17 protein-coding genes and 1 pseudogene are annotated in these 26,702 nt (G+C 56.5%); 7 read left to right on the top strand and 11 right to left on the bottom strand.

Features of this window, described 5'->3' with window-relative positions; genetic code table 11:
• The first annotated feature begins 397 nt into the window (after window positions 1-397).
• Window positions 398-2,071 carry a DEAD/DEAH box helicase gene (locus PMI31_RS07325; RefSeq protein WP_007973525.1) on the top strand — a complete coding sequence of 558 codons (1,674 nt, stop codon included), beginning with the start codon at window positions 398-400 and terminating at the stop codon, window positions 2,069-2,071.
• A gap of 103 nt (window positions 2,072-2,174) precedes the next feature.
• Here the strand turns inward: PMI31_RS07325 and PMI31_RS07320 are convergent, their stop codons facing one another.
• Window positions 2,175-2,942: a DODA-type extradiol aromatic ring-opening family dioxygenase gene (locus PMI31_RS07320; protein ID WP_008017192.1), complete on the bottom strand. Its 768-nt coding sequence runs from the start codon at window positions 2,940-2,942 to the stop codon at window positions 2,175-2,177.
• A 102-nt stretch (window positions 2,943-3,044) separates the two neighbouring features.
• Between PMI31_RS07320 and PMI31_RS07315 the strand changes: the two genes are divergently transcribed.
• Window positions 3,045-3,701 carry a thiopurine S-methyltransferase gene (locus tag PMI31_RS07315; RefSeq protein WP_043302248.1) on the top strand — a complete coding sequence of 219 codons (657 nt, stop codon included), beginning with the start codon at window positions 3,045-3,047 and terminating at the stop codon, window positions 3,699-3,701.
• A gap of 161 nt (window positions 3,702-3,862) precedes the next feature.
• On the opposite strand, the gene htpX is transcribed toward PMI31_RS07315, so the two are convergent.
• Window positions 3,863-4,753 (bottom strand): protease HtpX, encoded by an 891-nt coding sequence (gene htpX / locus PMI31_RS07310; protein ID WP_007973520.1) that lies wholly within the window; start codon window positions 4,751-4,753, stop codon window positions 3,863-3,865.
• A gap of 316 nt (window positions 4,754-5,069) precedes the next feature.
• Window positions 5,070-6,281: a pyridoxal phosphate-dependent aminotransferase gene (locus PMI31_RS07305; protein WP_008017190.1), complete on the bottom strand. Its 1,212-nt coding sequence runs from the start codon at window positions 6,279-6,281 to the stop codon at window positions 5,070-5,072.
• Between the two features lie 226 nt (window positions 6,282-6,507).
• On the opposite strand from PMI31_RS07305, the gene msrB reads away from it, so the two are divergent.
• The 3 genes from msrB (at window position 6,508) to PMI31_RS07290 (ending at window position 8,032) form a co-directional block, all read left to right on the top strand.
• On the top strand, window positions 6,508-6,903 hold the full coding sequence (gene msrB / locus PMI31_RS07300) for a peptide-methionine (R)-S-oxide reductase MsrB (RefSeq protein WP_008017189.1): 396 nt from the start codon (window positions 6,508-6,510) through the stop codon (window positions 6,901-6,903).
• A 185-nt stretch (window positions 6,904-7,088) separates the two neighbouring features.
• Entirely contained in the window at window positions 7,089-7,574 is a 486-nt protein-coding gene (locus tag PMI31_RS07295; protein ID WP_008017188.1) for a glutathione peroxidase, read from the top strand.
• Window positions 7,571-8,032, top strand: a complete 462-nt coding sequence (locus PMI31_RS07290) for a MarR family winged helix-turn-helix transcriptional regulator (protein WP_008017187.1) — start codon at window positions 7,571-7,573, stop codon at window positions 8,030-8,032. The genes PMI31_RS07295 and PMI31_RS07290 overlap by 4 nt, the downstream gene beginning before the upstream one ends.
• Here PMI31_RS07290 and PMI31_RS07285 read toward each other — a convergent pair.
• A complete protein-coding gene (locus PMI31_RS07285) occupies window positions 8,016-10,379 on the bottom strand; it encodes a hybrid sensor histidine kinase/response regulator (protein ID WP_081500286.1) in 2,364 nt (787 codons plus the stop codon). The genes PMI31_RS07290 and PMI31_RS07285 overlap by 17 nt on opposite strands.
• Before the next feature lie 123 nt (window positions 10,380-10,502).
• On the opposite strand from PMI31_RS07285, the gene PMI31_RS07280 reads away from it, so the two are divergent.
• Entirely contained in the window at window positions 10,503-11,393 is an 891-nt protein-coding gene (locus PMI31_RS07280) for an ATP-binding protein (RefSeq protein ID WP_008017184.1), read from the top strand.
• Window positions 11,390-11,872 (top strand): GAF domain-containing protein, encoded by a 483-nt coding sequence (locus tag PMI31_RS07275; protein ID WP_008017183.1) that lies wholly within the window; start codon window positions 11,390-11,392, stop codon window positions 11,870-11,872. The genes PMI31_RS07280 and PMI31_RS07275 overlap by 4 nt, the downstream gene beginning before the upstream one ends.
• Here the strand turns inward: PMI31_RS07275 and PMI31_RS07270 are convergent, their stop codons facing one another.
• From PMI31_RS07270 to PMI31_RS07240, 7 genes and pseudogenes are all read right to left on the bottom strand, one after another.
• Window positions 11,873-14,818 (bottom strand): HD domain-containing phosphohydrolase, encoded by a 2,946-nt coding sequence (locus PMI31_RS07270; RefSeq protein ID WP_008017182.1) that lies wholly within the window; start codon window positions 14,816-14,818, stop codon window positions 11,873-11,875. It lies immediately after the preceding gene.
• A 49-nt stretch (window positions 14,819-14,867) separates the two neighbouring features.
• Window positions 14,868-18,509 carry a transporter substrate-binding domain-containing protein gene (locus PMI31_RS07265; protein WP_008017181.1) on the bottom strand — a complete coding sequence of 1,214 codons (3,642 nt, stop codon included), beginning with the start codon at window positions 18,507-18,509 and terminating at the stop codon, window positions 14,868-14,870.
• A gap of 8 nt (window positions 18,510-18,517) precedes the next feature.
• Window positions 18,518-18,826 (bottom strand): annotated as a pseudogene (locus tag PMI31_RS07260) (response regulator transcription factor); the annotation flags it as partial.
• A 343-nt stretch (window positions 18,827-19,169) separates the two neighbouring features.
• Window positions 19,170-21,716, bottom strand: a complete 2,547-nt coding sequence (locus PMI31_RS07255) for a helix-turn-helix domain-containing protein (RefSeq protein WP_008017179.1) — start codon at window positions 21,714-21,716, stop codon at window positions 19,170-19,172.
• Window positions 21,679-22,671, bottom strand: a complete 993-nt coding sequence (locus PMI31_RS07250; protein WP_157213265.1) for an ATP-binding protein — start codon at window positions 22,669-22,671, stop codon at window positions 21,679-21,681. The genes PMI31_RS07255 and PMI31_RS07250 overlap by 38 nt, the downstream gene beginning before the upstream one ends.
• Window positions 22,664-24,553, bottom strand: coding sequence for an integrase catalytic domain-containing protein (locus PMI31_RS07245; RefSeq protein WP_008017177.1), 1,890 nt, complete (start codon window positions 24,551-24,553; stop codon window positions 22,664-22,666). Before PMI31_RS07245 ends, PMI31_RS07250 begins: the two co-directional genes overlap by 8 nt.
• A 5-nt stretch (window positions 24,554-24,558) precedes the next feature.
• Window positions 24,559-25,206 (bottom strand): TnsA endonuclease N-terminal domain-containing protein, encoded by a 648-nt coding sequence (locus PMI31_RS07240; protein WP_008017176.1) that lies wholly within the window; start codon window positions 25,204-25,206, stop codon window positions 24,559-24,561.
• Window positions 25,207-26,702 lie beyond the last annotated feature (1,496 nt).

Below are 26,702 nucleotides of genomic sequence, written 5' to 3'. Positions count from 1 at the left end.
GTGCGGGGACCTGCGGTCTGCACGGCAAAGGGTGAACCGTTTTAGCGCCATCACCCGCAAGGCCGGGCCTTTGAAAAATAGACGGCTGACCGATTATTCGCAAAGCCTGTGACACAACGGTGTATCCGGTGGATTTTCGATAAAAAAAGCTCCCTTTTCGGGCGAATTCCGGTATAGTGCGCGCCGGCCTTTAACCGGGCCGCGTTTAGGTAGCGCAATTCCCCGAAGCCAGCTTCGGCTGCACGTCCGCCCAGCGGACTCTTCCTTGACGATTCTTTTCATTCATTCGTTTTCGCAAATCCCCGCCGACAAAGCTGCCAGGGCGACTCTTGAGTCTCAACACGGCATGTGCAGCTTTGGAGCATGGGTCTTTGCGGATGCACTTAGAGGCAGACCCATGACCCAGGAAATCGGCGGCTTCGCCGCTCTTGAACTTCATCCCAATATTGTCGCTGCAGTAGTCGCTACCGGCTATGAAGAGCCTTCGGCCATTCAGCAGCAGTCGATCCCGATCATTCTCGCCGGTCACGATATGATTGGTCAGGCGCAAACCGGTACCGGTAAAACCGCTGCCTTTGCCCTGCCAATTCTGCACCGCATTGATCCGTCCAAGCGCGAGCCGCAAGCTCTGATCCTGGCCCCAACTCGTGAGTTGGCGCTACAAGTTGCAACCGCTTTCGAAACCTACGCCAAGCAAATGCCGGGCGTGACTGTTGTGGCTGTCTACGGCGGCGCGCCGATGGGCCCGCAACTGAAAGCAATCCGTAATGGCGCACAAATCGTTGTCGCCACTCCGGGCCGTCTGTGCGACCACCTGCGTCGCGACGAAAAAGTACTGGCGACCGTGAACCACCTGGTTCTCGACGAAGCCGACGAAATGCTCAAGCTGGGCTTCATGGACGACCTGGAAGTCATCTTCAAGGCCATGCCGGAAACCCGTCAGACCGTACTGTTCTCGGCGACCTTGCCGCAATCGATCCGTGCCATCGCCGAACGCCACCTGCGCGATCCGAAGCACGTCAAGATTCAGAGCAAGACCCAAACCGTTACCGCGATCGAGCAGGCTCACCTGCTGGTTCACGCTGACCAGAAGACTTCGGCCGTTCTCAGCTTGCTGGAAGTGGAAGATTTCGACGCCCTGATCATGTTCGTGCGCACCAAGCAAGCGACCCTGGACCTGGCCAGTGCCCTGGAAGCCAAAGGCTACAAAGCCGCTGCGCTGAACGGTGACATCGCCCAGAACCAGCGTGAGCGCGTGATCGACTCCCTCAAGGATGGCCGTCTGGACATCGTTGTGGCGACCGACGTTGCCGCTCGTGGCCTGGACGTTCCACGCATCACTCACGTGTTCAACGTTGACATGCCGTACGATCCTGAGTCCTACGTTCACCGTATCGGCCGTACCGGCCGTGCCGGTCGCGAAGGTCGTGCACTGCTGCTGGTGACTCCGCGTGAGCGCCGCATGCTGCAAGTGATCGAGCGTGTAACCGGTCAAAAGGTTGCTGAAGTTCGCCTGCCGGACGCTCAAGCCGTTCTGGATGCTCGCATCAAGAAGCTGACCAACAGCCTGTCGCCGCTGGTGGCTGAAGCCGAATCGACCCACGGTGATCTGCTGGATCGCCTGACCGCCGACATCGGTTGCAGCCCGCGTGCCCTGGCCGCTGCTCTGCTGCGCAAGGCAACCAACGGTCAAGCGCTGAACCTGGCCGCTATCGAGAAAGAGCGTCCACTGGTGCCGAACAATGCACCGCGTGGCGATCGTCCAGAGCGTTCCGGTGATCGTCCTGAGCGTGGCGACCGCGAGCGTCGTGCTCCGATGCCACTGGGCGAAGGCCGTGCACGTTGCCGTACCGCGCTGGGAGCGCGTGACGGTATCGCCGCCAAGAACCTGTTGGGCGCCATCCTCAACGAGGGTGGTCTGGCGCGTGAAGCCATCGGTCGCATCCAGGTGCGTGACAGCTTCAGCCTCGTCGAGCTGCCGGAAGATGGTCTTGAGAAGTTGCTGACCAAGCTGAAGGACACTCGCGTTGCCGGCAAGCAGTTGAAGCTGCGTCGCTACCGCGAAGATTGATCCGCTCTCGGGCTGATTGATCGAACATGAAAAATCCCCGACTGGTTCGGGGATTTTTTTTGCCTTTCAATCGGCGGTGCGGTCTTCGCGGCTCGGTTTGCGCTCAACCGAAGCGATAAATATCCATTCCCAGCGCCCCCATGGTGAACCCCTGATGGGCAATGCTGAACTGCCCACCGGCGGCGCGGGCAAAGTACAGCGGCAACAAGTGTTCGTCGCTGGGATGGTTGCGCGCGGCATTGGGTGCTTGCGCGCGATAGTCGTGCAACGCAGCTTCGTCGTTCGCTGCGAGTTTCTCGATCATCCAGTCGCGAAACGCCAGGGCCCAGGGCTCCACGCTCTCGGGGCCGGCATGCCAGTCCAGTTCCCGCAGGTTGTGAGTGATGCTGCCGGAGCCGATCAGCAGGACGCCGTGCTCGCGCAGGCTGGCTAGCGCATGGCCAACGCGGGTCTGCAGAGCGGGGCCGCCACGGGTGGGCAGTGATACCTGCACAATCGGGATGTCTGCTTGCGGGTACATCAGCGATAAAGGCACCCAGACGCCATGGTCGAAAGGCCGATTGCTGTCGATACGCGCAGGAAAGCCTGCGGTTTTCAGTAACCCGGTAACCTCTGCGGCGAGTCGTGGATCGCCGGGAGCCGGGTACTGGACTTCGAACAGGGCTTTGGGAAAACCACCGAAGTCATGCCAGGTTTCCGGTTGTGGATTGCCGCTGACCAGCAGCTCATCGCTTTCCCAGTGCGCAGACACAATCACGATGGCCTTGGGCTTCGGTATTGCAGCGGCCAGGCGGGCGAGTGCCGGCCCGCTGGCGCCGGGCTCCAGAGCGAGCATGGGGGAACCGTGGGATATGTACAGGCTGGGGAACATGAACGAGCTCCTGAGAGTTAAGATGCAACATCTTCAGTCAGATCATTAATCTAAATCTAATATAAGTTTTAGGGTGTTTTGATCGAATTTTCGGGGTTAGTTATGCAGCCGGAGTTTTGGCACAAGAAGTGGGCGTCGAATCAGATCGGCTTTCACCTTCCGCAGGTGAACCCGCATCTGCGACGGTTCTGGCCGCAGTTGGGGCTGGAGGAAGGTACGCGCGTGCTGGTGCCCTTGTGCGGCAAAAGCCTGGATTTGTTGTGGCTGGCCCACCAGGGGCATGAAGTCCTGGGGGTCGAGTTGTCGGAAAAAGCCGTGGAGGATTTCTTCGCCGAGCACGGTTTCGATCCCGCGGTCAGCGAGCAAGGGCCGTTCAAGGTCTACCGGGCAGGATCGATTGAACTGTGGTGTGGTGATTTTTTCTCGCTGAGTGCCGGCGATACGGCCGATTGCTCTGCGCTTTATGATCGCGCGGCGTTGATTGCGTTGCCGGCGGCAATGCGTGAACGTTATGCCGACCATTTGAAGCGAATATTGCCCGCAGAGTCCCTCGGACTGTTGATCACCCTGGATTACGACCAGGCGCAACTGCCGGGACCGCCATTCGCGGTACTCGATGAAGAAGTGCAGCGGTTGTTCGGGGCCGCGTGGACCCTGAAAATTCTGGAAGATCAGGATGTGTTGAGCGAGAGCGGGAAATTTCTGGAAGCGGGGGTTGCCCGGCTTGAGGAGCGGGTGTATCGGGTTTCCAGTCGGTAACCAGTATTGGTTGTAGGAGCCGGCTTGCTGGCGATAGCGGCGGATCTTTCACATTGATATCGACTGACGCTACGCCATCGCCAGCAAGCCGGCTCCTACTATATTCAAGCCAATAAAAAGGCCCGCATCGCTGCGGGCCTTCTAGTTTACATCGGGTTCTCTCAGCCCCGACGACGAGCCAGGGCGTCGATACGCTCTTCCAGTGGCGGGTGGCTCATGAACATGCGCGCGAACCCTTGCTTGATGCCACCGTTGATGCCGAAGGCATTCAGGGTGTCGGGCATGTGCACCGGCAGGCCTTGTTCCGCCCGCAGGCGTTGCAGGGCGCCAATCATCGCGGCGGTGCCGGCCAGGTTTGCACCGGCTTCGTCGGCACGGAATTCACGCTTGCGCGAGAACCACATGACGATGGCGCTGGCCAGGATGCCCAGAACCAGTTCGGCGAAGATGGTCGCGACGTAGTAGGCAATGCCCTGGCCTTCTTCGTTCTTGAAGATCACTTTGTCGACGAAATTGCCGATGATCCGTGCGAAGAACATCACGAAGGTGTTCACCACGCCCTGGATCAGCGCCAGGGTGACCATGTCGCCGTTAGCTACGTGGCCGATTTCGTGGGCCAGGACGGCTTTCACTTCATCCGGCGAGAAGCGCTCGAGCAAACCCTGGCTGACCGCGACCAGTGCGTCGTTCTTGTTCCAGCCGGTGGCGAAGGCGTTCGCCTCGTAGGCCGGGAAGATACCGACTTCGGGCATCTTGATCCCGGCTTCGCGGGACAGTTGCTCGACGGTTTGCAGCAGCCATTGCTCGTGACGGGTGCGTGGCTGGGTGATGATCTGGGTGCTGGTGCTCATCTTCGCCATCCACTTGGAGATGAACAGCGAGAACAGCGAACCGGCGAAACCAAAGACCGCACAGAAAATCAGCAGCTGATTGAGGTTGAGGTCAACCCCATTGGCCGCCATGAACCCGTTGAAGCCGAAAAGGCTCAGGGTGATGCTGGCAATCAGCACGACCGCCAGGTTAGTGGCCAAGAACAGCAGGATGCGCATCATGGTTGTAGAAATCTCCTCATGCTAAAGATGTAGCGTACTGCGGGGTATATAAGGTGCTGCGCCGGTGTATTCAACCGGGTGACTATTTCAAACTGTGTCCTACGGCAACAGTCTAGCTGCTTGCAGGGCGTTTCCGAGGCGAGTGGAGGAGGTGTTTGTCAGTCAATTCATGTCGAAGGCCCCGCCTTTGTCAGGCGCGACCATGCGAGGCGTTAACTGGCAGCGGGCAAAGCGGCAGCCGGCGGCGCAATGCAGACCAGTGTTGCCGGGTGAATCACCGTGCGACGAGCAGGCGCGTAGCACGGTGACTGGCCGCTTACTGGCGGTAGGACTTGAGGAAGCCGCCGATGCGCCCGATGGCCATCTCCAGGTCATCGACACGTGGCAGGGTCACGACGCGGAAGTGGTCTGGCCATGGCCAGTTGAATGCGGTGCCTTGTACCACCAGCAGCTTTTCGGACAGCAGCAGGTCGAGGACGAATTTTTCGTCGTTATGGATCGGGCAGACCTTGGGGTCGATCCGCGGGAAGGCATACAGCGCCCCCATCGGCTTGACGCAGCTCACGCCCGGAATGTCGTTGAGCAATTCCCAGGTGCGGTTGCGTTGTTCCAGCAAGCGGCCCGGCGGCAGCACCAGGTCATTGATGCTCTGATAGCCACCCAGGGCGGTCTGGATTGCATGCTGGCTGGGCACGTTGGCGCACAGGCGCATGTTCGCCAGCATGTCGATGCCTTCGATGTAGCTCTGGGCGTGGTGTTTCGGGCCGGAAATGGCGATCCAGCCGGAACGGAAACCGGCCACGCGATAGGACTTGGACAGGCCGTTGAAGGTCAGGCACAGCAAGTCCGGCGCCAGGGAGGCGGTGCAGATGTGCACGGCATCGTCGTAGAGGATCTTGTCGTAGATCTCGTCGGAGAACACCACCAGATTGTGCTGGCGGGCCAGTTCCAGCATGCCCAGCAGCACTTCCTTCGAATACACCGCGCCGGTCGGGTTGTTCGGGTTGATGATCACCAGTGCCTTGGTGTTCGGGGTGATCTTGGCCTTGATGTCGGCCAGGTCCGGCCACCAGTTGGCCTGCTCGTCGCACAGGTAATGCACCGGATTACCGCCCGAAAGGCTTACAGCTGCGGTCCACAACGGATAGTCAGGCGCAGGCACCAGCACTTCGTCGCCATTGTTGAGCAGGGCTTGCATGGACATCACGATCAGTTCGGAAACGCCGTTGCCCAGGTAGATGTCTTCGATGCCGACGCCTTCTACCTGCTTTTGCTGGTAATACTGCATCACGGCCTTGCGCGCACTGAACAGGCCCTTGGAGTCGCTATAGCCCTGCGCGGTCGGCAGGTTGCGGATCACGTCCTGGAGGATTTCATCCGGCGCTTCGAACCCAAAAGGCGCCGGGTTGCCGATGTTCAGCTTGAGGATGCGATGGCCTTCCTCTTCCAGGCGTTTGGCGTGCTTGAGCACCGGGCCGCGAATGTCATAGCAGACGTTGGCGAGCTTGTTCGATTTGCTGACCTGCATGGCGATGTGTTCCCGAAAATGAACGATCCAGGCGGCGTTTGGATAGCCGTGCTGGGAATCCTGCGTATTCACACAGGCCTGACGCCTTGAGATGCAGCACCCATATTTCCGTTTGAATGCGCGTGGTCTGGCTGCCAGACTGGCGTTTGACGAGGCGCAATCATACGTGCCGCCCGATCCGTGGAAAAGGTACAGATCGGGCTTTTTCAGCCGCTGAGGTGTGATGATGGAAAAGTTGGAAAAAACCCTGGAAGAATGGAAGGCAATGCTCGATCCAGAGCAGTACAACGTGTGCCGCCTCAAAGGCACCGAACGACCGTTTTCCGGCAAGTACAACGCCACCAGGACCGACGGTGTGTACCACTGCATCTGCTGTAGCGAGCCGCTGTTCGACTCCAAAACCAAGTTCGACTCGGGTTGCGGCTGGCCGAGCTTCTACGCGCCGATCGGCGACAGCGCCATGACCGAAATCCGTGATGTCAGCCACGGCATGATCCGCACCGAAGTGGTCTGCGCCAAATGCGACGCGCACCTGGGCCACGTTTTTCCCGACGGCCCGCCGCCAACAGGCCTGCGCTATTGCATCAATTCGGTGTGCCTGGACCTCGTTCCACGCGAGTAATGCGAGCCCTGTAGGAGCTGGCTTGCCAGCGAAGAAGTCTCAAATACCGCATTGCATTTGAGGCCGCCTTCGCTGGCAAGCCAGCTCCTACAGTAAATCCGTAGGGGGAAATCAATTATTTAAATTGCACACAATTCAATTGCTCGCTATGTTTGGCTCATCTTCCCGAATCCGGAGCTTTCATCATGAGCGACAACCTGCTGAGCATCCCTTGCACCACGATCAAGGGTGAGCAAAAGACCCTGGGGGATTTCGCCGGCAAGGCCGTGCTGGTGGTCAACACGGCCAGCAAGTGCGGTTTCACTCCGCAGTACAAAGGCCTGGAAGAGCTTTGGCAGACCTACAAGGACCAGGGGCTGGTGGTGCTCGGTTTTCCCTGCAACCAGTTCGGCAAGCAAGAGCCGGGCAATGAAGGGGCGATCTCCGAATTCTGCGAGCTGAACTTCGGTGTCAGCTTCCCGCTGTTCAAAAAGATCGAAGTCAATGGTGCCGGCGCCCATCCCCTGTTCGTGCAGTTGAAAAAGCGCGCACCCGGTGTGCTGGGTTCCCAGGGCATCAAGTGGAACTTCACCAAGTTCCTGATTGGCAAAGACGGGCAACTGGTCAAGCGCTTCGCTCCGGCGACCAAGCCGCAGGACCTGACCCGCGAGATCGAAGCCCTGCTCAAATGAATACCTTGTCAGTCGATTCCCTGAAGCTCGACAGCCAGCTGTGTTTCAAGCTGTACGCTGCTTCCCGTGCGGTCATTCGCGCCTACAAGCCAATGCTCGATCAGTTGGGCCTGACTTACCCTCAGTACCTGGCGATGCTAGTGCTTTGGGAGTGGCAGGAAGCAGCCCCGGAGCAACCGACCGTGAAGGCATTGGGTGAGCGTTTGGCTCTGGATTCCGGCACGCTGACCCCGTTGCTCAAGCGCCTCGAACAACTGCAACTGGTGCAGCGCCAGCGTTCGGCGCGCGATGAGCGTGAAGTGCATCTGAGCCTGTCGCCGGCCGGCATGGCCTTGCGCGATCAGGTCGGGCCACTCAAGGCTCGTCTATTGTGCGACAGCGGGGTCGACCTGAATCGTCTCAACGAGTTGCGCGATGGTCTCGATAACCTGTTGGGACAGATCAAGGCGCTGTCGTAGCGGGAACCCACAAGTCCAGCAGGGCGGCCAGTTCTTCTCGCCGGAAGGGTTTGGCCAGGTAGTCGCTCATGCCCGCGGCACGACAGCGTTCGCGCTCTTCCGACATGGCATTGGCGGTCAGGGCGACGATGGGCAGTTGGGGCCAGCGTCCGCTGCGGCGGATTTGCCGGCTGGCTTCATAGCCATCCATCACCGGCATGTTGCAGTCCATCAGCACCAGGTCGAACTCCCGTAGTTCGAGTTGATCCAGGGCCTCGGCACCATGAGCCGCAGTGGCGACCTCGCAGCCAAGTTTGCCGAGCATGCCCTTGGCCACCAGTTGGTTGACCGGATTATCTTCCACCAGCAGCACGCGCCCGCGGCGTTGCGGGCATTGCGTGTCGAGTCGGGGATCGTTGATCGGGTGGGTTTCCGGTTGCAGGATCCGCCGCAACGTCTGATACAAGGTATTGCGTGCCAGGGGGCGTGCCTGTTGTTGCAAGGGGGCGAGGGCGTTGGCCTCTTCGCTGGGCATGAAGTTGCCATAAGCGGTGACCAGCAGGATCGGGGCGCCAAGGGTGGGGCGCAAATTGAACAGACATTCGGGGCAGTCGGTGATGAGCACGTCGGCTGTCAGGCCAAGCAGTGAGTCATCCATGGAGCGTCGTTCATAGTCCAGCCCCCAGCCAGACAACAGGCTGTTGAGCAGTTCACCCAGCCCGCTGCTGGCGGCCGTGATGGCGACGACTTTGCCCTTGAGCAAAACGGCAGGCATTGCACGGGTATGGCCGGGCAATGGCAAGTCCGCGCAGAACTGGCTGCCAAAACCCGGCTCGGAGCTGATCGTCAGGCGCCCCTGCATGGCTTCACAAAGGTTGTAGGTCAGCGCCAGGCCCAGCCCGGTGCCACCAAATTGGCGGGTAATACCGGCACCGGCCTGGGTGAAAGGCTGAAAGATCTTGACCTGGGCATCCTGAGCGATGCCGATGCCGGTGTCGCACACTTCGATTCTGACACCGTCCCCAAGCGTCGAAAGGCGCACGTCGACGCGCCCGAAACGGGTGAACTTGAGGGCGTTGGACAGCAGATTACTGACAATCTGCCGGACCCGGGTCGGATCGCCGAGCACCAGTGCGGGGAAGTGCGGATCGATCAGGCAGGTCAGTTCGACGCTGGGGGCGGCGTTCTGCGACAACAGGTTGGCGGTGTCTTCGATCAGTGAGCCAAGGTCGAAGGGGATGTGTTCGAGTTCGAGCTGACCGGCATCGAACTTCGACAAATCGAGAATATCGTTGAGCAATTCCACCAGCACTTTGCCTGAGTCATGGGCGATCGACAGCTGTTGCTGCTGTTCGGCATTCAGCGGCCCGTCGAGGGACAGCGCGATCATCCCGAGCAAGCCATTGAGGGGCGTGCGAATTTCATGACTCATGTTGGCCAGGAACACCGAGCGGGCTTCGGCCATGTCGAGGGCGGTACTGCGGGCGATTTCCAGTTCCTCGTTGGACTGGCTCAGCCGGTCATTGATCGCCTTGAGTTCGGCGGTGCGGGCCGAGACGATGTTTTCCAGTTGGCCCAGATACTCGGTCAGGCGATTTTCCGCGTTGCGCCGCTGCTGGATTTCGGTGGCGATGTTTTTGAACTGCTGGCTGGCAACCTTGACCAGCACACCGATCTCATCGTTGGCGTGCCCGGCGGGGCATTCCAGTGACGTTGGTTCGGTACTGCTCGGGTCGCGACCGCTGAGCTCACGGATGACCCGCACCAGGGGTTTGGTCAGCATCACATAGAACAGCGCCAGCAGGATGCCGGACAGCAGCAGGCTGCGGGCGAAGCCGTTGAGCAGGGTCACTTCGGCCCGGCGCAGGAACCGGTCGCCGAAGGCATAAGTGTCGACGTTCAGCCGCAGCGTACCCAGGGACTCGTTGGGCAAGTTATCCAGGTAAAGTCGGTCTTCGAATTGTCGATTGGCGCCGAACAGGAAGTCGCTGAACATCCGGTAACCGTTTTGCACGCCGGGTCGCTTGACGCTGGCCAGCACGGTGCCGTTGTTGTCGGTCAGTTTCGCGCTGATGATCGCCGGCGAGCGCAGCAGGCCCAGGGTCAGTTCCTTGGCGAGTTCGGCGTCGATGTTGTAGGCGATTCGCGAGGCCGGGTTGTGGCTGATTTCCAGTAACGAAAGGATTTCACGATTGATGGAGGCGTCTTCACTGGCATAATCGATGCCTATTTGCAGCAGGCTGAGTAGCGTGCCCAGAATGAAACCGACCAGCACGGTAAGCCGGGCTTGCTTGAACGACAGCCGGTTGGTGAATTTGATGTCCATGGGGGGGTGAACCACTTCCGTTTCCTTTCGCTGCTCAAGCATAGTCGATCATGTCTGCCTACTGATGTTCTCGCGAGGCCTGTACCGCGGGGGTAGCCACGTATCTGACGCTGTGTTTCGTCGCTGTATCACCATCATTACTGTGAACGTGCCCGAGGAGAAGTCGTGGATTCCCGATTGAATGCTTTTCTTGAACGCGCCGATGCCGTTCTGGCCCGTATCGAGCCGTTGCTGCCGGCACCCCGGCCAGCCATCGACTGGACACAATGCCTGGCCGCGCGCTGGCAGCGAGAGTCGCGTGGCGGTTATCTGATGCCGCTGGAGGTCAGCCTCGACATGCGCCTGTCGGACTTGATCGGCGTTGACCGGCAAGTCGAGCAGCTTGGACGCAATACCCGACAGTTCCTCGATGGCATGCCCGCCAACCACGCCTTGCTTTGGGGCTCGCGCGGCACCGGCAAGTCGTCGCTGGTGCGCGCCTTGTTGGCCGAGCACGCTCAGGCCGGTTTGCGTTTGATCGAGATTGAACGTGATCACCTGGCAGACCTGCCGCGAGTGGTCGAACAGATTGCCAAATTGCCCCAGCGTTTCGTGCTGTTTTGCGATGACCTCTCGTTCGAGTCGGGCGAGGGCGATTACCGAGTGCTCAAAAGCGTGCTTGACGGCTCGCTGGAACAGGCGCCGGACAACGTTTTACTGTACGCCACGTCCAACCGTCGCCATCTGGTGCCGGAAAAGGAAAGTGACAACGAAAACTGGAAACGGGTCGACGGCGAACTGCATCCCAGCGAGGCGGTGGAAGACAAGATCGCGCTGTCGGACCGCTTCGGTTTGTGGCTGTCGTTCTATCCGTTTACCCAGGAACACTTCCTGAACGTCGTCGAGCACTGGATCGGCCAGTTGGCCGGCAAGGCCGGACTGGCGTGGCAGCGCACGGAAGAGCTGGACATTCTGGCGGTACGCTGGGCCACCGGCCGGGGCAATCGCAATGGACGTTGCGCTTATCAATTTGCCCGTTATTGGGTCGGGCTGAAACTGTTGGAGCACAAGGCATGATCGATTTACAAAAGAGCGACCAGGGCCTCGAAGGCTACGGCATGCTGCACGCGCAACTGGAGTCCTTGCTGGCGGACGAGCGGGATTTCATCGCCAATGCCGCACAATTCTCGGCGTTTCTGTTCAACCAGCTCGATGACCTGAACTGGGCCGGTTTCTACCTCAACCGCAATGAAGAATTGGTGCTGGGCCCGTTTCAGGGGCAGATCGCTTGCGTGCGGATTCCGTTCGGGCGTGGTGTTTGCGGGACAGCGGCAGCCACCTTGCAGACTCAGTTGGTAGAAGATGTGCACGCGTTTCCCGGTCACATCGCCTGCGACAGCGCCTCGAACAGCGAACTGGTGGTGCCGCTGGTCAAGGACGGCCGGTTGATCGGCGTGCTTGATCTGGACAGCCCGAAACTGGCGCGCTTCACCGCACAGGACCAGGCCGGAATCGAACAGCTGGCGGCAATTTTCCTGCGCCTGACTGACTGCTGATCAAGACACCAGGCCTGCCTTGGCCAGCAGGCCCGACGCGTCCACCGTATCGATCTGCTCAGGGGCGAGGAAGCGCCTGGCGTACTGCAAATAGATCTGTGCCTTGATGAACAGCCCGAACAGCTCCGGATCGATGTGGGCGTCACGGCACATGAACGCCATGATGCCCAGCGCCTCGCTCAAGGTCCTGGCTTTTTTGTAGGGCCGGTCGGCGGCAGTCAACGCTTCGAAAATATCGGCAATCGCCATCATTCGCGCCGGCAGGCTCATTTCTTCTCGCTTCAAGCGTTTCGGATAGCCACTGCCGTCCATTTTTTCGTGATGCCCGCCGGCTATTTCCGCGACGCTGCGCAAGTGCCCCGGGAACGGCAGATGGTTGAGCATCAGGATCGTCTGAACGATGTGGTTATTGATGACATAACGCTCCTCGCTCGTCAGGGTGCCCCGGACAGTGCTCAGGTTGTACAGCTCACCCCGGTTGTATTTGTGGGGCGGGACGTCGAGTTTGAAGCCCAGGGGATTATCTTGCGGTATCACTTCGTTTTCGCTGCGTTCGAACAGGTGCTCGGGTTTATCCGCCAGTAACGCTTCGCTGATGGGCAGGATGGGGGCGGGTGTTCGGGCCTGGCGCCGGTTTTCTTCCCAGGACACGCCCAGCCGGTCATCCAGGGTCCGGGTCCAGGTGCGTTCAGCCAGGCTGTGCAAGCGTTGCAAATCAGCCTCGGCCATGGCTTCGCCACCGAGATTGCAGCGGGCAACGAAGGCGAAATCATCATCCAGTCCGGCCAGGCTGGCATTGCGCAGTTCTGCCAGTGATTGCTCGTCACCGCCCAGGGCAACGGCCTGCCAGTAGCTGATCCAGACATCGCGCTTGAGTACCTCGAAGCGGGTACGGATTTCGTGGATCCGATCGGTCAGGGTTTCCAGCTTCGTGGCTTTGTCTACGACGTATTCCGGCGTGGTGACCTTGCCGCAATCGTGCAGCCAGGCGGCGATGTGCAGTGCCTCCCATTCATCTTCGGTCGGCTGATAGGCGCTGAAGGCAGGTTCCTGGCTGGCTGCCGCCGCTTGGGCAAGCATCAGGGTCAGTTCCGGCACGCGCTGGCAATGGCCACCGGTATAAGGGCTTTTGGCGTCGATGGCACCGGCCAGCAGTTGAATGAAGGCGTCCAGCAGCTGTTTTTGCCGGGCTTGCAGGCGCTGGCTTTCGATGCACACGGCAGCTGCGCCGGACACCGCCTGGAGAAACGCAATGCGGTCCGGGCTCAGTTTGTCCAGATCGCTCTGCTCGCCGCTGTCGGCCAATAGCAACACCAGCAGGCCCACGGTTTCGTTGTGACGATTGTGCAGGCGGATTCCAATCAGATGGACTCGAGGACTTTTCAGCGCGAGCAGGATTTTCTGCAGATCACCCGCCTGCTCGAACCCAAGGTTACTGACGACATTGTCGACGTTTGCCAACTGGTGCAGCCATGGGGGGCTTTGCGGGTTATCGAGCGAGTGTCCGCGGATGTCGAAGAATTGCAGGTTTTCGGCGGCGTTATTGATGACCAGCCCGTGGGGTTCCATGTGCTGGCCATCACCTTCGCGCAGATAGATCAGGCCGGCCTGGGCCTGGCCGATTTTCACGGTTTCAAACAACACCCGCTCCAGCAGCGGGGCGAAACGGGTTTCGGCACTGAGGCTGTCAGTGATCTGGAAGAAGCTCGCCAGTGTGTCTTTCATCCGTGCCATCGACACACTCAACTGGTCGATTTCGAGCACCAGCGAGCGTCGGGAAAGCGGAAAATTGAAATCGAAACTGCGAATCGCATCGGCCTCCTGCACCAGGACGCGCAAGGGGTTGACCAGGACTCTTGATGTCAACCAACCCAGCGGCACACATAACAGCAGCGTTGCCAGGGTAATCAGCGCACCTTGCCAGCGCATCCGGTAAGCGTCGACGAGCAACTCGTCTTCCGGTACCAGTAGAGCCAGTTGCAGGCCTTGGGGGCCTCCTTCCTGCATGCCGCTGCGGGCCACGATCCACTGCCGGCCATTGGCGTTCAGGCGACTACCTTGAGGGGGACTGTTGAGCAACGCACCCAGGCTGGGGCTCAGATCCGCCGCCTTGACCAGGCGGGACGTCTGATCATCGATGATCAGTCTGTGGCTGTCAGGATAGGCAATGGCATTGCCTTGGGCATCGAACAGCACGATTTCGGTATTGGGGGTCACGACGTGCTTGGCCAGGGTCGCGCTGAGTTCGGCCAGGGTCAGGTCAGCGGCCATGATTGCCTTGTCGCCATTGCGTCGCGCCAGCGTCGTGCCAATGTTGTGGGTGGAAAAAAAGACATAGGGTTCGGTGGTGATCTGGTCATTTTCGCTGCGGGCACTGATAAACCAGGCGCGATTGCGTGGGTCATACGTGTCGTTCAGGTTTTCCAGACGGCTTACAAGTGCCAGGTTCCGGTCGAAAAACAGGGACTGGGAGTGGGGCTGGCCACTGCTGTTGTGCTCGATGCTCCAGACCTGGTAAGCCGCCGTGTCCGGTGCCCGGACCAGGGCTTTGACCTCTGGGGTGCGCAGCGGGCGGACCATGAAAAAGTCTCCATTGTCGTAGCCCAGGTACAGCGAAGCCAGATTGGGGTTGTCCTTGAGTGACTGGCTGAACGGTTCGAGCAGTGCCAGGCGTTGTTCCAGATCAGGGGACTGGCCTGCCGGATTGAGTGCCAGCAGGCTCAACAGATGACGAATGGGTTCATAGGTTGCGTGCAGGTCCAGGCGGACATCCTGTTCAATGCGGTTGAACAGTTTTTCACTGCTGGACAGTATGATTTGTGTGGTTTGCTGGTAGTTGAAAAGACCCAGCAGCACCCCGGTCAGCAACAACAAAAAGGTGAACATCACACTGATATGGACATGCAGTGGAAACCGGCGTGGATCCGTGCGCAGTGGGTCAGGCATTGCGGGTTTCTCCATGATGGTCAACACCCTGCCGAGGGTCCAAGCATAGTTAAGGCTCTGTCACTTTGCCTTCGTCGTAATGTTTGATCTGACGTAGTAACGCGTCCTCCAGCTCCAGCATGGCGCGCTCCATGGATTTGCAGCATCCAGCCACTGTTCCGCGATCGAATTCCTCATGGCAGGCTGCTTCGAGTGCCTCGCATCGGTCGATCAGACGGGAGGCCTGCACTATCCGGGCTGCGCCTTTGATTTTGTGGGCAGTGTCCTGCAGCGCCTGCGTATCCCCGGAGCTGGATAGCGACAGCAGCGTTTGCAGATCCTGGCGGTTGCTGCTCACCAACTCGTTCAGCAATCGCCGGTTCAACATCGGGTTGCCCCCGGTCAGCAGTTTCAGCCCGTGCAGGCTGAACGCCGGGGCTGCATGGGTGGGTTCAATGCCTTCCACCCATTGACTCAAGGCACCGAGGCTGAGGGGTTTGAACAGGCAGTCGTCCATTCCCGCTTGTTTACAGCGCTGTACTTCTTCCGGTTGGGCGTTGGCGGTAAAGCCGAGAACGATGCAGGGAGGACGATGGTTTTGTCGTTCATGCCGACGAATGGCACGGGCCAGTTCGTAACCGTTCATGACCGGCATGTTGCAATCGGCGATCACCAGATCAAACGGTTGGTCCTTCCATGCCTCCAGTCCCTCCTGGCCATCGGCCGCGACGGTAAATCGATGTCCAAGAAACTCCAATTGCTGGCATGTGAGCAAACGATTGGCCGAGTGATCGTCGACTACCAGAACATTCAATGGGGTTGTGGAGGCGACGATTTGCGTTTCGGCCACCTGGGCTGACTGTTGCAGCGGCAGCGTTTCCAGCTGCAGCAACAACTCCACTTGAGTGCCGACGCCCGGCTCGCTGCACAATTGCAAACTGCCGCCCATCATCTCGCAAAGGTTGCGGCTGATCACCAGCCCAAGTCCTGCGCCCCCCCTGGACGATTGCACGGTGTTGTCGGCCTGAGCGAAGGGTTCGAATAGCCGCTGTTGATCCTGTTCGCTGATCCCGATACCACTGTCGTGAACCAGCACCCGCATTTGCACGTGCTCAGGTTGCGTTGCCGGATGCAGGTCGACAATGACCCGGACCTGGCCTTGCTCCGTGAATTTGATGGCATTGCTGATCAGGTTGGACAGCACTTGCTTGAAGCGCAAAGGGTCCAGCAACACATCGAAGGTCGGGTTGGCCGACGAAAATTCCAGCACCATCTCGAGTTCCTTCTGTCGGGCCAGGCCATCGAATATCCGCACGACCGAGGCCACGAGTTCACCCGGGTTGACGCGCTCCGGGCTCAGGCTCAAGTGTCCTGATTCGATTCTGGCAATGTCGAGAATGTCGCCAATCAGCTCCAGCAACCCTTTCGCCGAGTTGTACGCGACATCGATGGTCGGACGTTCCGGGTGCTGATGATCAAGACGCTTGAGTGTCAGTTCAAGCATGCCAATGATCGCATTCATCGGCGTGCGGATCTCATGGCTCATCGTGGCCAGAAACGTGCTTTTGGCCCGGTTGGCGTTGTCGGCTCGTTCTTTCGCGCAACGCAGATCATCGAGCAGTTGCCGCCGTTCGCTGATGTCGATCCAGCCACCGATAATGCCTTGCACTTTTGCGCTGGAGTCCCGATAGGGAAGAATCCAGTGATAAATCGTCAGTCGCCGGCCACCAATATGCAGCTCGCGATCGACAATCAACGGTCTGCCCTCGGCCACCACGCGTTGGTAGTCAGCCTGGTACTCCCGGGCTTCGAATACATTGCTCATCGATCCCTGCATGACGCTTTTGCCAATGACATCTTCACGCTTGGCGCAGAACGCTTGCAGGTAACTGTCGTTGCAACTTTGCAGTAGCCCCTGGCGATCACGTACGTAGATCGGATGGGGCGTGCCATTGACCAGCGATCGCATGAACTCGAACTGATCGTTCAACGCACGCTCTGCGGCCTTGCGCTGCTTGATCTGGCGTCGCATGTAGTCGTTCCACGCAATGGAAATCAGCAGCAGCACGCCTGCACCGAAGATGATTTGGTAAAACAATCTTTGATAGTTGCGCCAAGTGTTTTGCGAGGACGCCGAATAGCCGCGCCAGCGACTGTTGATGATGCCCAGCTCCTCCGGTGAGATGCTCAGTAAAGCCTTGTCGAGGATCGCGTTCAGCTCTTTGGCACCCCGAGCGGTGGCAAGGGAAAACGCTGCCTGCTCGGTGCCGATGGTGGTGCTGATCTGCAATCTGTGCTCGAACAGCCGCGACGAAATGAAGTAATTGGCAATGATCAGTGAATTCACCGCCCCCTCGGCCTGACCTCCGGCGAGTAACTCTACGGCGCTGAAGGTGTCCGGGGTCTCGATCAACCTGATCCGGGGAAATTCTCTGCGCAGGTAATCCATGAGTGGATTGCCGCGGGCAATGGCCAGGCGCTTGTCCTGCAACTGCTCGAGGTTGGTCGGGCTGTCGGCGGCTTTGCGGGTCAGCAGGACGTAGGAATTTTCCAGGAAGGGGCGGGTAAAGTTCAGCTGGGTTTGACGTTGGACGCTGGGGAGCAATGGGGCGATCACATCGGCCTTGTTGTCCTTGATCTGTTTGATCATCTCGTCATCGCTACGGCTGTGCTGGATGTCAAAGCGCAAGCCGGTGCGCAGCCTGATCAGTTCAAGCAAATCTGCGGTGACCCCGCGAAAGTTGCCATTGCTATCGAAAAACGTCAGTGGTGCAAAGGCTTCGTTGACGACGACGCGCACTATCGGGTGGTGTGCCAGCCAGCGTTCTTCCCGGTCAGTGAGTTGCAGCTTTTGATCGGTCAACAGAATGTCGCTACCGGCGCTCCAGCGTTTGGCGATGCTTTCTCGTTCACTGGTGGGGATGGCCCTGATCATCGTGTTGATGATGCCAAGCAGCTCGGGGTTGTTCCTGTTAACGGCAAAGCTGAAACCAAAGGCTTCATGTTTACCGAAGTTGGCCATCCGGATGTTGTTCAAGTACCCCTTGTTGATCATGTAGTGAGTTGAAATGGTATCGCCGAGAAACACGTCCGCCTGATCGAAAGCAACGGCGTTGATCGCATTCTGGTAGGACGGGTAGGACGTGATGATCGCCTTTGGATACAACGCCGTGACTTCCGCCAGCGGCAAGTAGTGATACACCATGCTCAGGCGCAATCCGGCCAGGCCCTCGGTGAGGGATCGGACTTCCCCTTCGCGGGTCACCAATACAGGTTGGTCGACGGCATAGGGTATGGACAGTGCAATGTCGGCATTGCCAGCTTCGAATCCATTGGCGGTGCCAAGCAGATCGACTTCGCCGTTCTCCAGTGCAGCGATTGCGGCCCCTCGGGAATCGAAGCGCTGAACCTTGACAGGCAACCCGGTTGTTTTTTCCAGAAGACCGGCGTAATCGGCGGTAAACCCTTCATAGTCCTGACCACTGGTGGTCAGGTCGAAAGGGGGATAGTCAGGGGCTGACGTCCCGAGCGTCAGTTGATTTTTGCGTTTTATCCATTGTCGCTGGGACTCATCCAGTCGAACCTCCAGCGCCCCGGCCTTCGATCGGCTGAGCAGCGTGTAGTGTTCATTGCCCGGTGCCCCGAACAACGAGGTGCTCATGCATAGACCTGCGGTCACTTGAATCAGAAAGACCTTCAAACGGCTGGGCATCCAGATTCTCATACTAGCGCGTTACGTTTTGCCATCTCGATGAGTTCAACCAGGGATTTGGCTTTGAGTTTCTGCATGAGACGCTTTTTGTAGGTGCTCACGGTCTTGTTGCTCAGAAACATGCCCTTGGCGATTTCCTTGTTTGTGCGACCTTGGGCAAAAAGTTGCAAGACCATCAGTTCCCGGTCGTTTACGGATTTGAACAGTTCCAGTTCGATACAGCGTGTTTCATCTCCACGGACGGGGTTCAAAGCCTCGCTCGGAAAATAGTTGTAACCTGAAAATACCGCTTTTATAGCGCTGACCAGTTCACTGATCGATCAATTTCTGTTCAAATTGATATGGCTGACCGTGATAGGTGCGAAATTCATGAAGCACTTGAAGTGCATTTTTCAAAAAAAATAATACTGATGAATATTTTTTGGCAAAAATTTATACAAGTGAATATCCTATCTGGTGGCCATAGGAGGTTCACGGTTCACGGTTCAATGTGGCCCAGCATCGGAGTTAGTCTATGTGGATCAAGTTTAAAAATGGCAGGAGGTGCGGCGAGCAGAGGTCGGGTGCGACTGGCTTGAAGATGCGTCATGGTTGGGGAACGAGCTGAGCTTTGGGAAGTTAGTGGCACCCTGCTCGATTGAATATTAAATGCGCTTGTGATTATTCAGATTTGAGATGAGAACTTACGGGGTAATTGATAAGGTACTGCGATATTATGTCCCGCCGTATCAATGGGGTGGCGATAAAATTGGATAGGTGTTCTCCTGTCAGAATGTTCCGTCTAATCAAGCATCGGCTAGTTCCGGAGTTTTTGAAAATCAATCGGTCGGCCATTGCGCAGGTTATGTACGAGGCGAGGATGCGTTGGCACTTATTAAAATCTTTTATATTTAGGTATTTTTCTTTCTCGTGTCTGATTAATGACACAAATCCTTTCTTTAAAAACGTGTGATAAAAGTCGTTGTAGCTTATTTGACATTGTTCGAGGACGATGCTGAGCAATATGCACTCCGGCGGCAGAGTTGGCACCTTAGCGCAGAAGTAATTTGCCGTTCTTCTTATTTTGATCAAGATAGGGGAGTCAATAGGCGTCTCTGAATTTAGATACGAGAGTATGTCGGTGCTGCTTCGATAGAATTCCGCTGTATTGGTCCTGGGCGGCATTTCTTTGGCGTCGTACTTGTACAGCTTTTCGATAAGTCTAGGGGTTGGTCGCGACGGAAAGCCCAGTGGGGCAAGCAGTGCTTCAATAATCGAAAATTTCTTTCCGAACAAATCCAGAACGCTGGGCCGGAAATAAAACGATAACTGACCCGCTACGTGAGTGAGCACATTGTGATAGGCCAGGGCTCTGAGGGTATGTTCGGTAACATGTGCACGTTTCGCGGCGATAGTAATTGGTAAGTAATTCTGATTTTCCGTGGATTTTTCTGTGCTTAGGTGTATGGCAAACTTTGAAATTTCGCTTTTTTTATAGATGGCAGTGATTCGGCATTGTGTGGTGGCGGGAAAGGTTAGTGGCTTGACGCCAAAAAACTGCAGCACATCGACCAGACGGTTTGAAGAGATTTTCAGAATTTTGCTGGTGGTTTTGCTATTCAAGTATTTTTTTTTGAATCTTTTTATTTCCGTTTTAGGGATGTAGATTTTCCTCACAGATATGTAGCAATTTTTCAAGTGATGCCACTTTATGAGCTCACGAACGGTTCCTTTTTCAATTCGAAGTGATTCCGCTGTCTGCGCAATGCTTAGAAATTTCCCGAAAAAAACTGGATCAGCTGGGAGCTTTGGGAGAATTAACGGAAACGCTTCCGTGGCTCGTGATTTTTTGTGAGCCAACGTTCGCTTGATTGACTGGATGTCTTCTGAGGTGAATAGCCAGTACGACCAGTGGAGTTCGGCATTGTAGCTGGGTTCAACTTGAGATTCGAGAATGGCTTTGCGAATTTTTATGACTTTAATGCCACAGGTTGCTGCAATGTAGTGCGGAGGTTGGAGTCGGTCGAGTAGGCAGTCCACGTCAGTTGGAAGGAAAAATTTCTTGGACTTTTTGCCGCAATAGAATGGCAATAAGCCATCTCTGGCATAAGTTTGTACGACGTGCGAATTGACGTTTAGCCGCCTAGAGACCTCTTTGGTAGTCCACATCTCTGTCTGTGCGAGGGGTAATCGTCCAGCACTCTTGGCATGATATTCTTCAAGCGCTAGAGATATTGCTAGGATGTCATCATTGGTACAGGATCTTCTCGTTGCGTTAAGGCTTTGGCATATCTGGCTGATGCTGGCGAAGCGTAGACCCTCCGCCTGCATTTTTCGTCTGACTTGTCTGGGTGTTAATAGAAAAGGTGTATCGCTGCCGATGCTGTTCTGAGAAAACGTTGTCCGTTTCATGAAGGCATTTATAGCTTCATTCACTTCAGGGCTCTTGAAACCTGAGAAACGGGCGGCTATCCAAGCCTTGTCGAGATCGGGATATATGCTATGTAACGCTGTCAGGTGTTGCAGAATTCCGTACGTATCATTATTCGCAATTAGCATTGCTGCTTCATTAATCTGGCAGCGACTGGCCTCGGGTGCGGTAGGCTTTTTTTGCTTAATATCTCCCAATTGGCGAGCAATTCTCATGATTTTGTCAAAGTAAGCTTGATTTTGGGTTTTCAAACTCTGTACAAGATATTCTTCAGGCCTGCAGTCTTGGGCAGTGCATGGAATACACTTAAGGATATCCCCGCAGTAGTGACATTTACCATGTAGCGCCTGCCACCACTTAATATGTCCACCGCATGCGGGGCAGTGCGTCAAGTACTTTTTCTGGTGATATGGGCAAAATTCTGTAAGTATTATGTCTTGGATTTGGCGCTGCCAGCCCTCTTCGAAACAGTCGTCACAGTACACAAAGGAACGTAATCTTAGATAAAAGCTAGGTATTTCAATTCCGCTGACCAACAAATGCATCGTCTGCGCGCGGTTGACAGTTTTGTAAAACCCACTGAGGACTGCGGGGGCATAGTCTCCCGCCTCTTCTGCTAAAAATTGAGCGATCGCTGATGATTGGGTTAGTGCAATGTGTTGCAATGCTGATTCACCCACGCAACGGCGGCTGAATTGACCAATCGTGTAAAATCCATGAAACAGCGTTGCCCGCCTTATCAAGCTGTATGGGCTTTCTTCAGCGAGCGGAATTGGCACAAAGATTAGCTTGTTCATCGGTGTGCTTCGCTATCAATGCTAGACATTCACTCAGCGTCAAAGTGAACGGGTTTTTTGTCTCACAGAGCTGTTTGGATAGATTTAGGCATCGGCAGGCCTCAAAAAAGTCCTGGCGGGTGAGAGTAGTTGCGTTGCGGGTTAAGGAGTTGATAACCGCTTCGTGCACGATTTGTCGAAGGTACTCCAGGTTTCCTACGCTCGCAACGTAGAGCGGCGCCATGATCATCAGTTCGTGTAGATGAACATCACCTTCAAACTTCATTAGGTTATATAGCTGTTGATCAAGTACCTTAAGCGTCATGTAGTATTCAGAGGTATCGAGTTCGCTGAATTTGAAATGCTCCAGATATGCGACGTAGCAGTATCTTCTGATGAACGGGGAAAAACTTTGTTTTCTTTGTTCTTTAAGCAGAAGCTCGCACTCTTCAGTGCCTGCCAGCATGATGGGGATCTCGCTCTTGCTAAGCAGTGTCACCAGCCAATCCAGGGTTACGCCGCGTGATTTCTCTGCATCCGGTTTCAACAGGCGCTGGATTTCGTCCAAGATCACGACTCTGACCCGGCATTTTTTTAGACGATCGAGGAGTAATTCGTTAAGCGCATGCACGTCGCCGTGCGGCGGGTAAACGCCCAGCGTTTTGAGTAAGGTGGTGCATATCCCCTTGATCGTCACCGGGGCGGGCACGATGCAGTAGAGCGCGGTTATGATTTTGAATATGCCACCTTCATCGCACTCTATATACGGCGGATTAAAGGAGCCGGTGAACAGTTCGCACAGACGGGATTTTCCGGATCCGGATGGCCCGATGATGAAGGCGCAGCTGGCCGTTTTACGTAGTTTGGTGGCTTCCACGGCTTTGGAAAGCTGCGAGTAGGCGAACTGATAGCTGGGAAAGAACACGGTCTGTTCATTGAATTCGACCATGGCTTGAACCTTCGCTTCATCAATCATGCTTGGTCACTACGCTCGCGTAATCCGATGGGGTATCGGGATGGAATTGATACCGGAGGTTGCTGTCAGCCTCCAGAGCCACGGAAGGGGCGGGCAAACTCGGCCTCGAATTGAAATCGCCACGCTCCTCTGCGCGTTTCCGGGTTTTCCATTGAGTTTTGGTCTTCGCGCTGGCCAGTTCTCTTAATATCTCCACCCGCGCCTCGCGTGCCGCACTGTAGTTAGGTGATTGCTTTCTGGCTCTGAGCCGGGCCTTGATCATTTCATGGAGGTGCAGGGTCAAACCATTCTGATAATCGGGATCAACCGCCATGACTTCGAACAGTTCGCTTGGCGAATTGGGGGCGCAGACCCAGGCCTTGCCCAGCTCGGAAATGTCATACAGCAGCCGCAGCGACCTGGGTTTGCCGGGATGCTGGGTGGCCAGATAACTCACTGCTGGGCCCGTCCAAGCGAGGCCTTTGAAGCGCAACCGGCCATTGTTGGGCTTTACGTAGGCGGCACACAGCAGATGGCGATTAAGATCTTCCTCGCTGTACCTTTTTCGTTCGAAGGCAAGGGTATTGGCCTGGTCTTCATCCCAGGCCTCTTGCGGAGATTTACCTAAGCCATTCTGGAAGCCTGGATGGTAGGCAGTTTGGAGCCAATCTTCGAAATTTTTCATGACGTCTTCCCGGGTAAGGGTGGCATTGGCTTCGGAGTCATAAGGGCTCGGCCCCGAAAACGTCGTACCTGGCATGCAATGGGCGATGGATGTGGTCCAGGTCTTGAAGAAACTCTCGATGTGCGGTTTTTGATCTGGATTACCTGGTTCACAGTAAGTCACGTCACCGCCAAGGTCCTGGAGTACACTTTTCAAACGGGCATTGGCGAATTCGCTGCCATTGTCCAGACGATAACGGCGAGCCAGTCCGCCATAGGGATTACTACTCAACAGTGAATGTTTCAGTGCGCGCATCGTCTTTTCGGTGCTGGGCGGGTTGTAGGAGATGTCCCATCCCGTGATTACCCGGTTTCGCACTTCTATCAGCACGGTCAAAAAAAGGCGTCCGATCAGTTGGCCGTTCTCATCGACGGTTTCCACATCGAGCTTATGCGTATCGCCCTCAACGAGGTCAAAGAGCGCCAATGGCCGCTTACATTTTTTACTCCACTTTTGCTTTTTGATGGCTCGACGGTAACCGAGCTGGTGGCGGTCAGTCTCGTACCGGTCCAGCTCTGTGATAATTCGGTACAGCGTACTCGTCGACGGGCAGGCGAGTTGCTCGTGTGGAGGCCGTTTTTCGTTGCAGGCGTCAATCGAGCATTGGATGGCACTGATAAGGTCGGTTTTCTTGCAAGGCGTAGACGTGTAGAACAATTGAGCCAAGTTGAGCTGGATGAGTTCTTGCACAACCTCATGCTGCCTGAAAACACGCCGGGTTGGTGAAGTCCGGGTTCGAGGTACGAGAGCGAGCTTATTTTCGCCCATGCTCAGGTAGGCTCTTATCCATAGGTAGATGGCACCGTAGCTTGGTCTCGCTTCGCCCCTCTGTTCGGCAATCTCGGAGAGCAGGGTTAGCACCGGCTGGCGAGGCAGATGGCCGTTCCAGCGTTCCATCACGGGTAGTACATACCCAAGCCGTTTAGCCATGATGGTCTGCTGGCGAGCATTCAATGCATCGACGATCAGGTCCACCCGCGGAGCAAACGGCGCCTCCTGGGTTTTGACCAAGGTCCCATTCCGCCAGGCCTGCGCCAGTCGCTCATACGACTGAATCACGATTTGCTTGCTGAATTTCGATGAGCGCAGCTGATAGCGATTGCCTTGGGCCGCGACCACTTGGTAGTCAGAACCGCAATATAGGTAATGCTCGCCGACGTTGAGCTGCAGGCTATTCATCACATTCACCACACGCGGCTGAGTAAGTTAAGCGGGCGTTGTAAATTGCAATGCAGCCGTTGATGAAACAGCGCACAGGTAATGTCAGCCTGCGAAATGCCCTGTTTCATCAGAAACGAGATCGACGCACTCCGTTGTGGTTGTGCGTTCAGCAGGCGAAGCATAGACGGCACGTTGGCGAGGTTGCCGTTGTAGCCCAACTGGTAAAGCGTGCGAAGATTGTGGATCTGGACAGGCTGGCGAAACTGACGCTCTTCAACGCATTCAAATCGCAAGCCGTTTCGGCTGAACAGTTGCTCAAGCACGGCACGCCGTGTTTGCCATCTTCGATTGCGAGCCCCCGCGCAGCTTTTCACCTCGTACACAATCTGGTCACCGTCCACCAGTGTTGCCAGAAAGTCAGGGGTATAGCGGGTCTTTGATTCGCTGAAGCAGATGGTGAAGGGCTGTGATTGGTAGGAGGCAATAGCTGGTTGGTATTCCAGATGAATGCAAAAATCCGCCTCCAGCAAGGTCTCGCAGCCTATCGAGACTTGGTTCTTGCGCGAGGCGACGAAGGTTACCAGCTTGCAGGGCTTTCCAAACACCAACGGTTTGCTCGGTTTGAGTGTATAGCCTGCTTGTGGCGCTTGCCGATCATATGGAGTAACCATGGGCTGGGCTCCGAGAGTGCTGGCGATGATGGGGTCACATCACTCACGGCCAGGGACAACCCGGCCGACTTTCATTTTCTGCTTCAGCGGTGCATGCACCTGGCAGTGTTGCGCTGCCCGCTTCGCCTCAAGGGCAGCATATATTCGCAATCCCCAATGGAGCGTTTCCAGCGAACCTGGGATTGCGGCCGTCCCGACCACGCACCCGGAACGTGCGTCAAAAATCACCAGTTGCAGACTGCCCGTCATGAGGTGCATGACTTCCAAGGTCAAGCCTCCTCGGGGAGTGCTTTCGCACCGTATTGATAGGCGCGAGGCCCACCAGTGGCGTTCTTCGCTAAGCATCTCAGCGCTGGGAAACTGTGGTCCTCGGCCACCGCTGATCGCGTGTCTGCGGCTGGGGTCCCGCGAGTCAGACCCACACCGGCCTTCCGGGATATGCCCTGCGGGGTAAAACATTGAAGAACCATGTAGGAACGTATGCGCGAGCCAATAGAAGGTGTGCGAGGTTTCCGCTAGGCCCAAGGGCTCAAGGGACTTCGAAGGCGTCAACCGCAGCTCGACGCCGGTACTGGATCGGATGCTGTGGCCTTTTTCGAGCCAGAGTCGGCGGTAACCGGTCTTCATGATCGCACTCCCTCGTTGGTCAACCAAATGCAGTACGCAGATTCCAGCACTGAGTGGCACTCCATCGAATGGTCATTTTTGCGGGACAGAAAGTCCACGATGAAGTGTTGACGCCGTGGCCGAGAGGATTGCCGCACGGGCTCATCGTCGAGGTTCATTTCCTTGGACGTGATGATCATCTTGCGACACTCCTCTAATGTTCTGACGGCGCCACCCCAGCGACAACGGATGGCATACAGACCGGAGTTTTATTGGTCGAGGCGCTTTGTATGTCCACAAGGGCATTAGTGCTTCCGGCTATATCCGACCTGCCATGTAGTAATCACCGTTGTGTGCCGTAGTCGAGATCGATATTTATTGAGCTTCGGATTGTCCGGCCTTTTGGTCATCGATCAGTTGAGCCACTCAGAAACGTGAAATCGACTGGGTACGTATGATTTTACGCCCTTATCTTTTATCGAATTCAATGTGCGACGAATGAAATATTGTAATAAATACAGTGAGTTATATTGGTTGTTTTAAAGCAATTAACCATTGCTGGTAAATTGACACGATTTTGACACGTACACCCTCGAGCCGCTAAGTGTTGACACTTCGGGGGCGAGCGATGGGGGCGAGTGATGGAGGTGAAAGGGCCTCGATGCGGCGTGAGATGCAGGTCAATGCGGCTCGACTTTGAACCCAACCTGGCTCGTCTCATTTTCCGGCGGTGACTAGTCGGCTTTGAGGCCATCCCTATGTCGATGCAGTCGCTTTCTCTTGAGAGCAAAGTCCTGAGGGGAAGGGCACGTTCCCGAGGAGCTGATCGTCATGGCCAAGAGGCATTGCGCTACAGGGGGGCTGTCGGTTGCGCGTCTACTGAATAACTT

It is taken from the genome of Pseudomonas sp. GM55, assembly GCF_000282395.1.
GTDB classification, from domain to species: domain Bacteria; phylum Pseudomonadota; class Gammaproteobacteria; order Pseudomonadales; family Pseudomonadaceae; genus Aquipseudomonas; species Aquipseudomonas fluorescens_CC.
Note: the sequence above shows the minus strand (reverse complement) of the source record. Positions and strands in the feature narration are given on the sequence as shown.

Bases quoted from the DNA above. Each gene is read 5' to 3' on its own strand.
- PMI31_RS07275 (WP_008017183.1), top strand. From the start codon at position 11,390: ATGATCGATTTACAAAAGAGCGACCAGGGCCTCGAAGGCTACGGCATG.
- PMI31_RS07250 (WP_157213265.1), bottom strand. From the start codon at position 22,671: ATGATTGATGAAGCGAAGGTTCAAGCCATGGTCGAATTCAATGAACAG.
- PMI31_RS07290 (WP_008017187.1), top strand. From the start codon at position 7,571: ATGAATACCTTGTCAGTCGATTCCCTGAAGCTCGACAGCCAGCTGTGT.
- PMI31_RS07240 (WP_008017176.1), bottom strand. From the start codon at position 25,206: ATGGTTACTCCATATGATCGGCAAGCGCCACAAGCAGGCTATACACTC.
- PMI31_RS07255 (WP_008017179.1), bottom strand. From the start codon at position 21,716: ATGAACAAGCTAATCTTTGTGCCAATTCCGCTCGCTGAAGAAAGCCCA.
- PMI31_RS07320 (WP_008017192.1), bottom strand. From the start codon at position 2,942: ATGTTCCCCAGCCTGTACATATCCCACGGTTCCCCCATGCTCGCTCTG.
- htpX (WP_007973520.1), bottom strand. From the start codon at position 4,753: ATGATGCGCATCCTGCTGTTCTTGGCCACTAACCTGGCGGTCGTGCTG.
- PMI31_RS07315 (WP_043302248.1), top strand. From the start codon at position 3,045: ATGCAGCCGGAGTTTTGGCACAAGAAGTGGGCGTCGAATCAGATCGGC.
- PMI31_RS07265 (WP_008017181.1), bottom strand. From the start codon at position 18,509: ATGCCCAGCCGTTTGAAGGTCTTTCTGATTCAAGTGACCGCAGGTCTA.
- msrB (WP_008017189.1), top strand. From the start codon at position 6,508: ATGGAAAAGTTGGAAAAAACCCTGGAAGAATGGAAGGCAATGCTCGAT.
- PMI31_RS07245 (WP_008017177.1), bottom strand. From the start codon at position 24,553: ATGAATAGCCTGCAGCTCAACGTCGGCGAGCATTACCTATATTGCGGT.
- PMI31_RS07325 (WP_007973525.1), top strand. From the start codon at position 398: ATGACCCAGGAAATCGGCGGCTTCGCCGCTCTTGAACTTCATCCCAAT.
- PMI31_RS07295 (WP_008017188.1), top strand. From the start codon at position 7,089: ATGAGCGACAACCTGCTGAGCATCCCTTGCACCACGATCAAGGGTGAG.
- PMI31_RS07270 (WP_008017182.1), bottom strand. From the start codon at position 14,818: ATGCCTGACCCACTGCGCACGGATCCACGCCGGTTTCCACTGCATGTC.
- PMI31_RS07305 (WP_008017190.1), bottom strand. From the start codon at position 6,281: ATGCAGGTCAGCAAATCGAACAAGCTCGCCAACGTCTGCTATGACATT.
- PMI31_RS07285 (WP_081500286.1), bottom strand. From the start codon at position 10,379: ATGCTTGAGCAGCGAAAGGAAACGGAAGTGGTTCACCCCCCCATGGAC.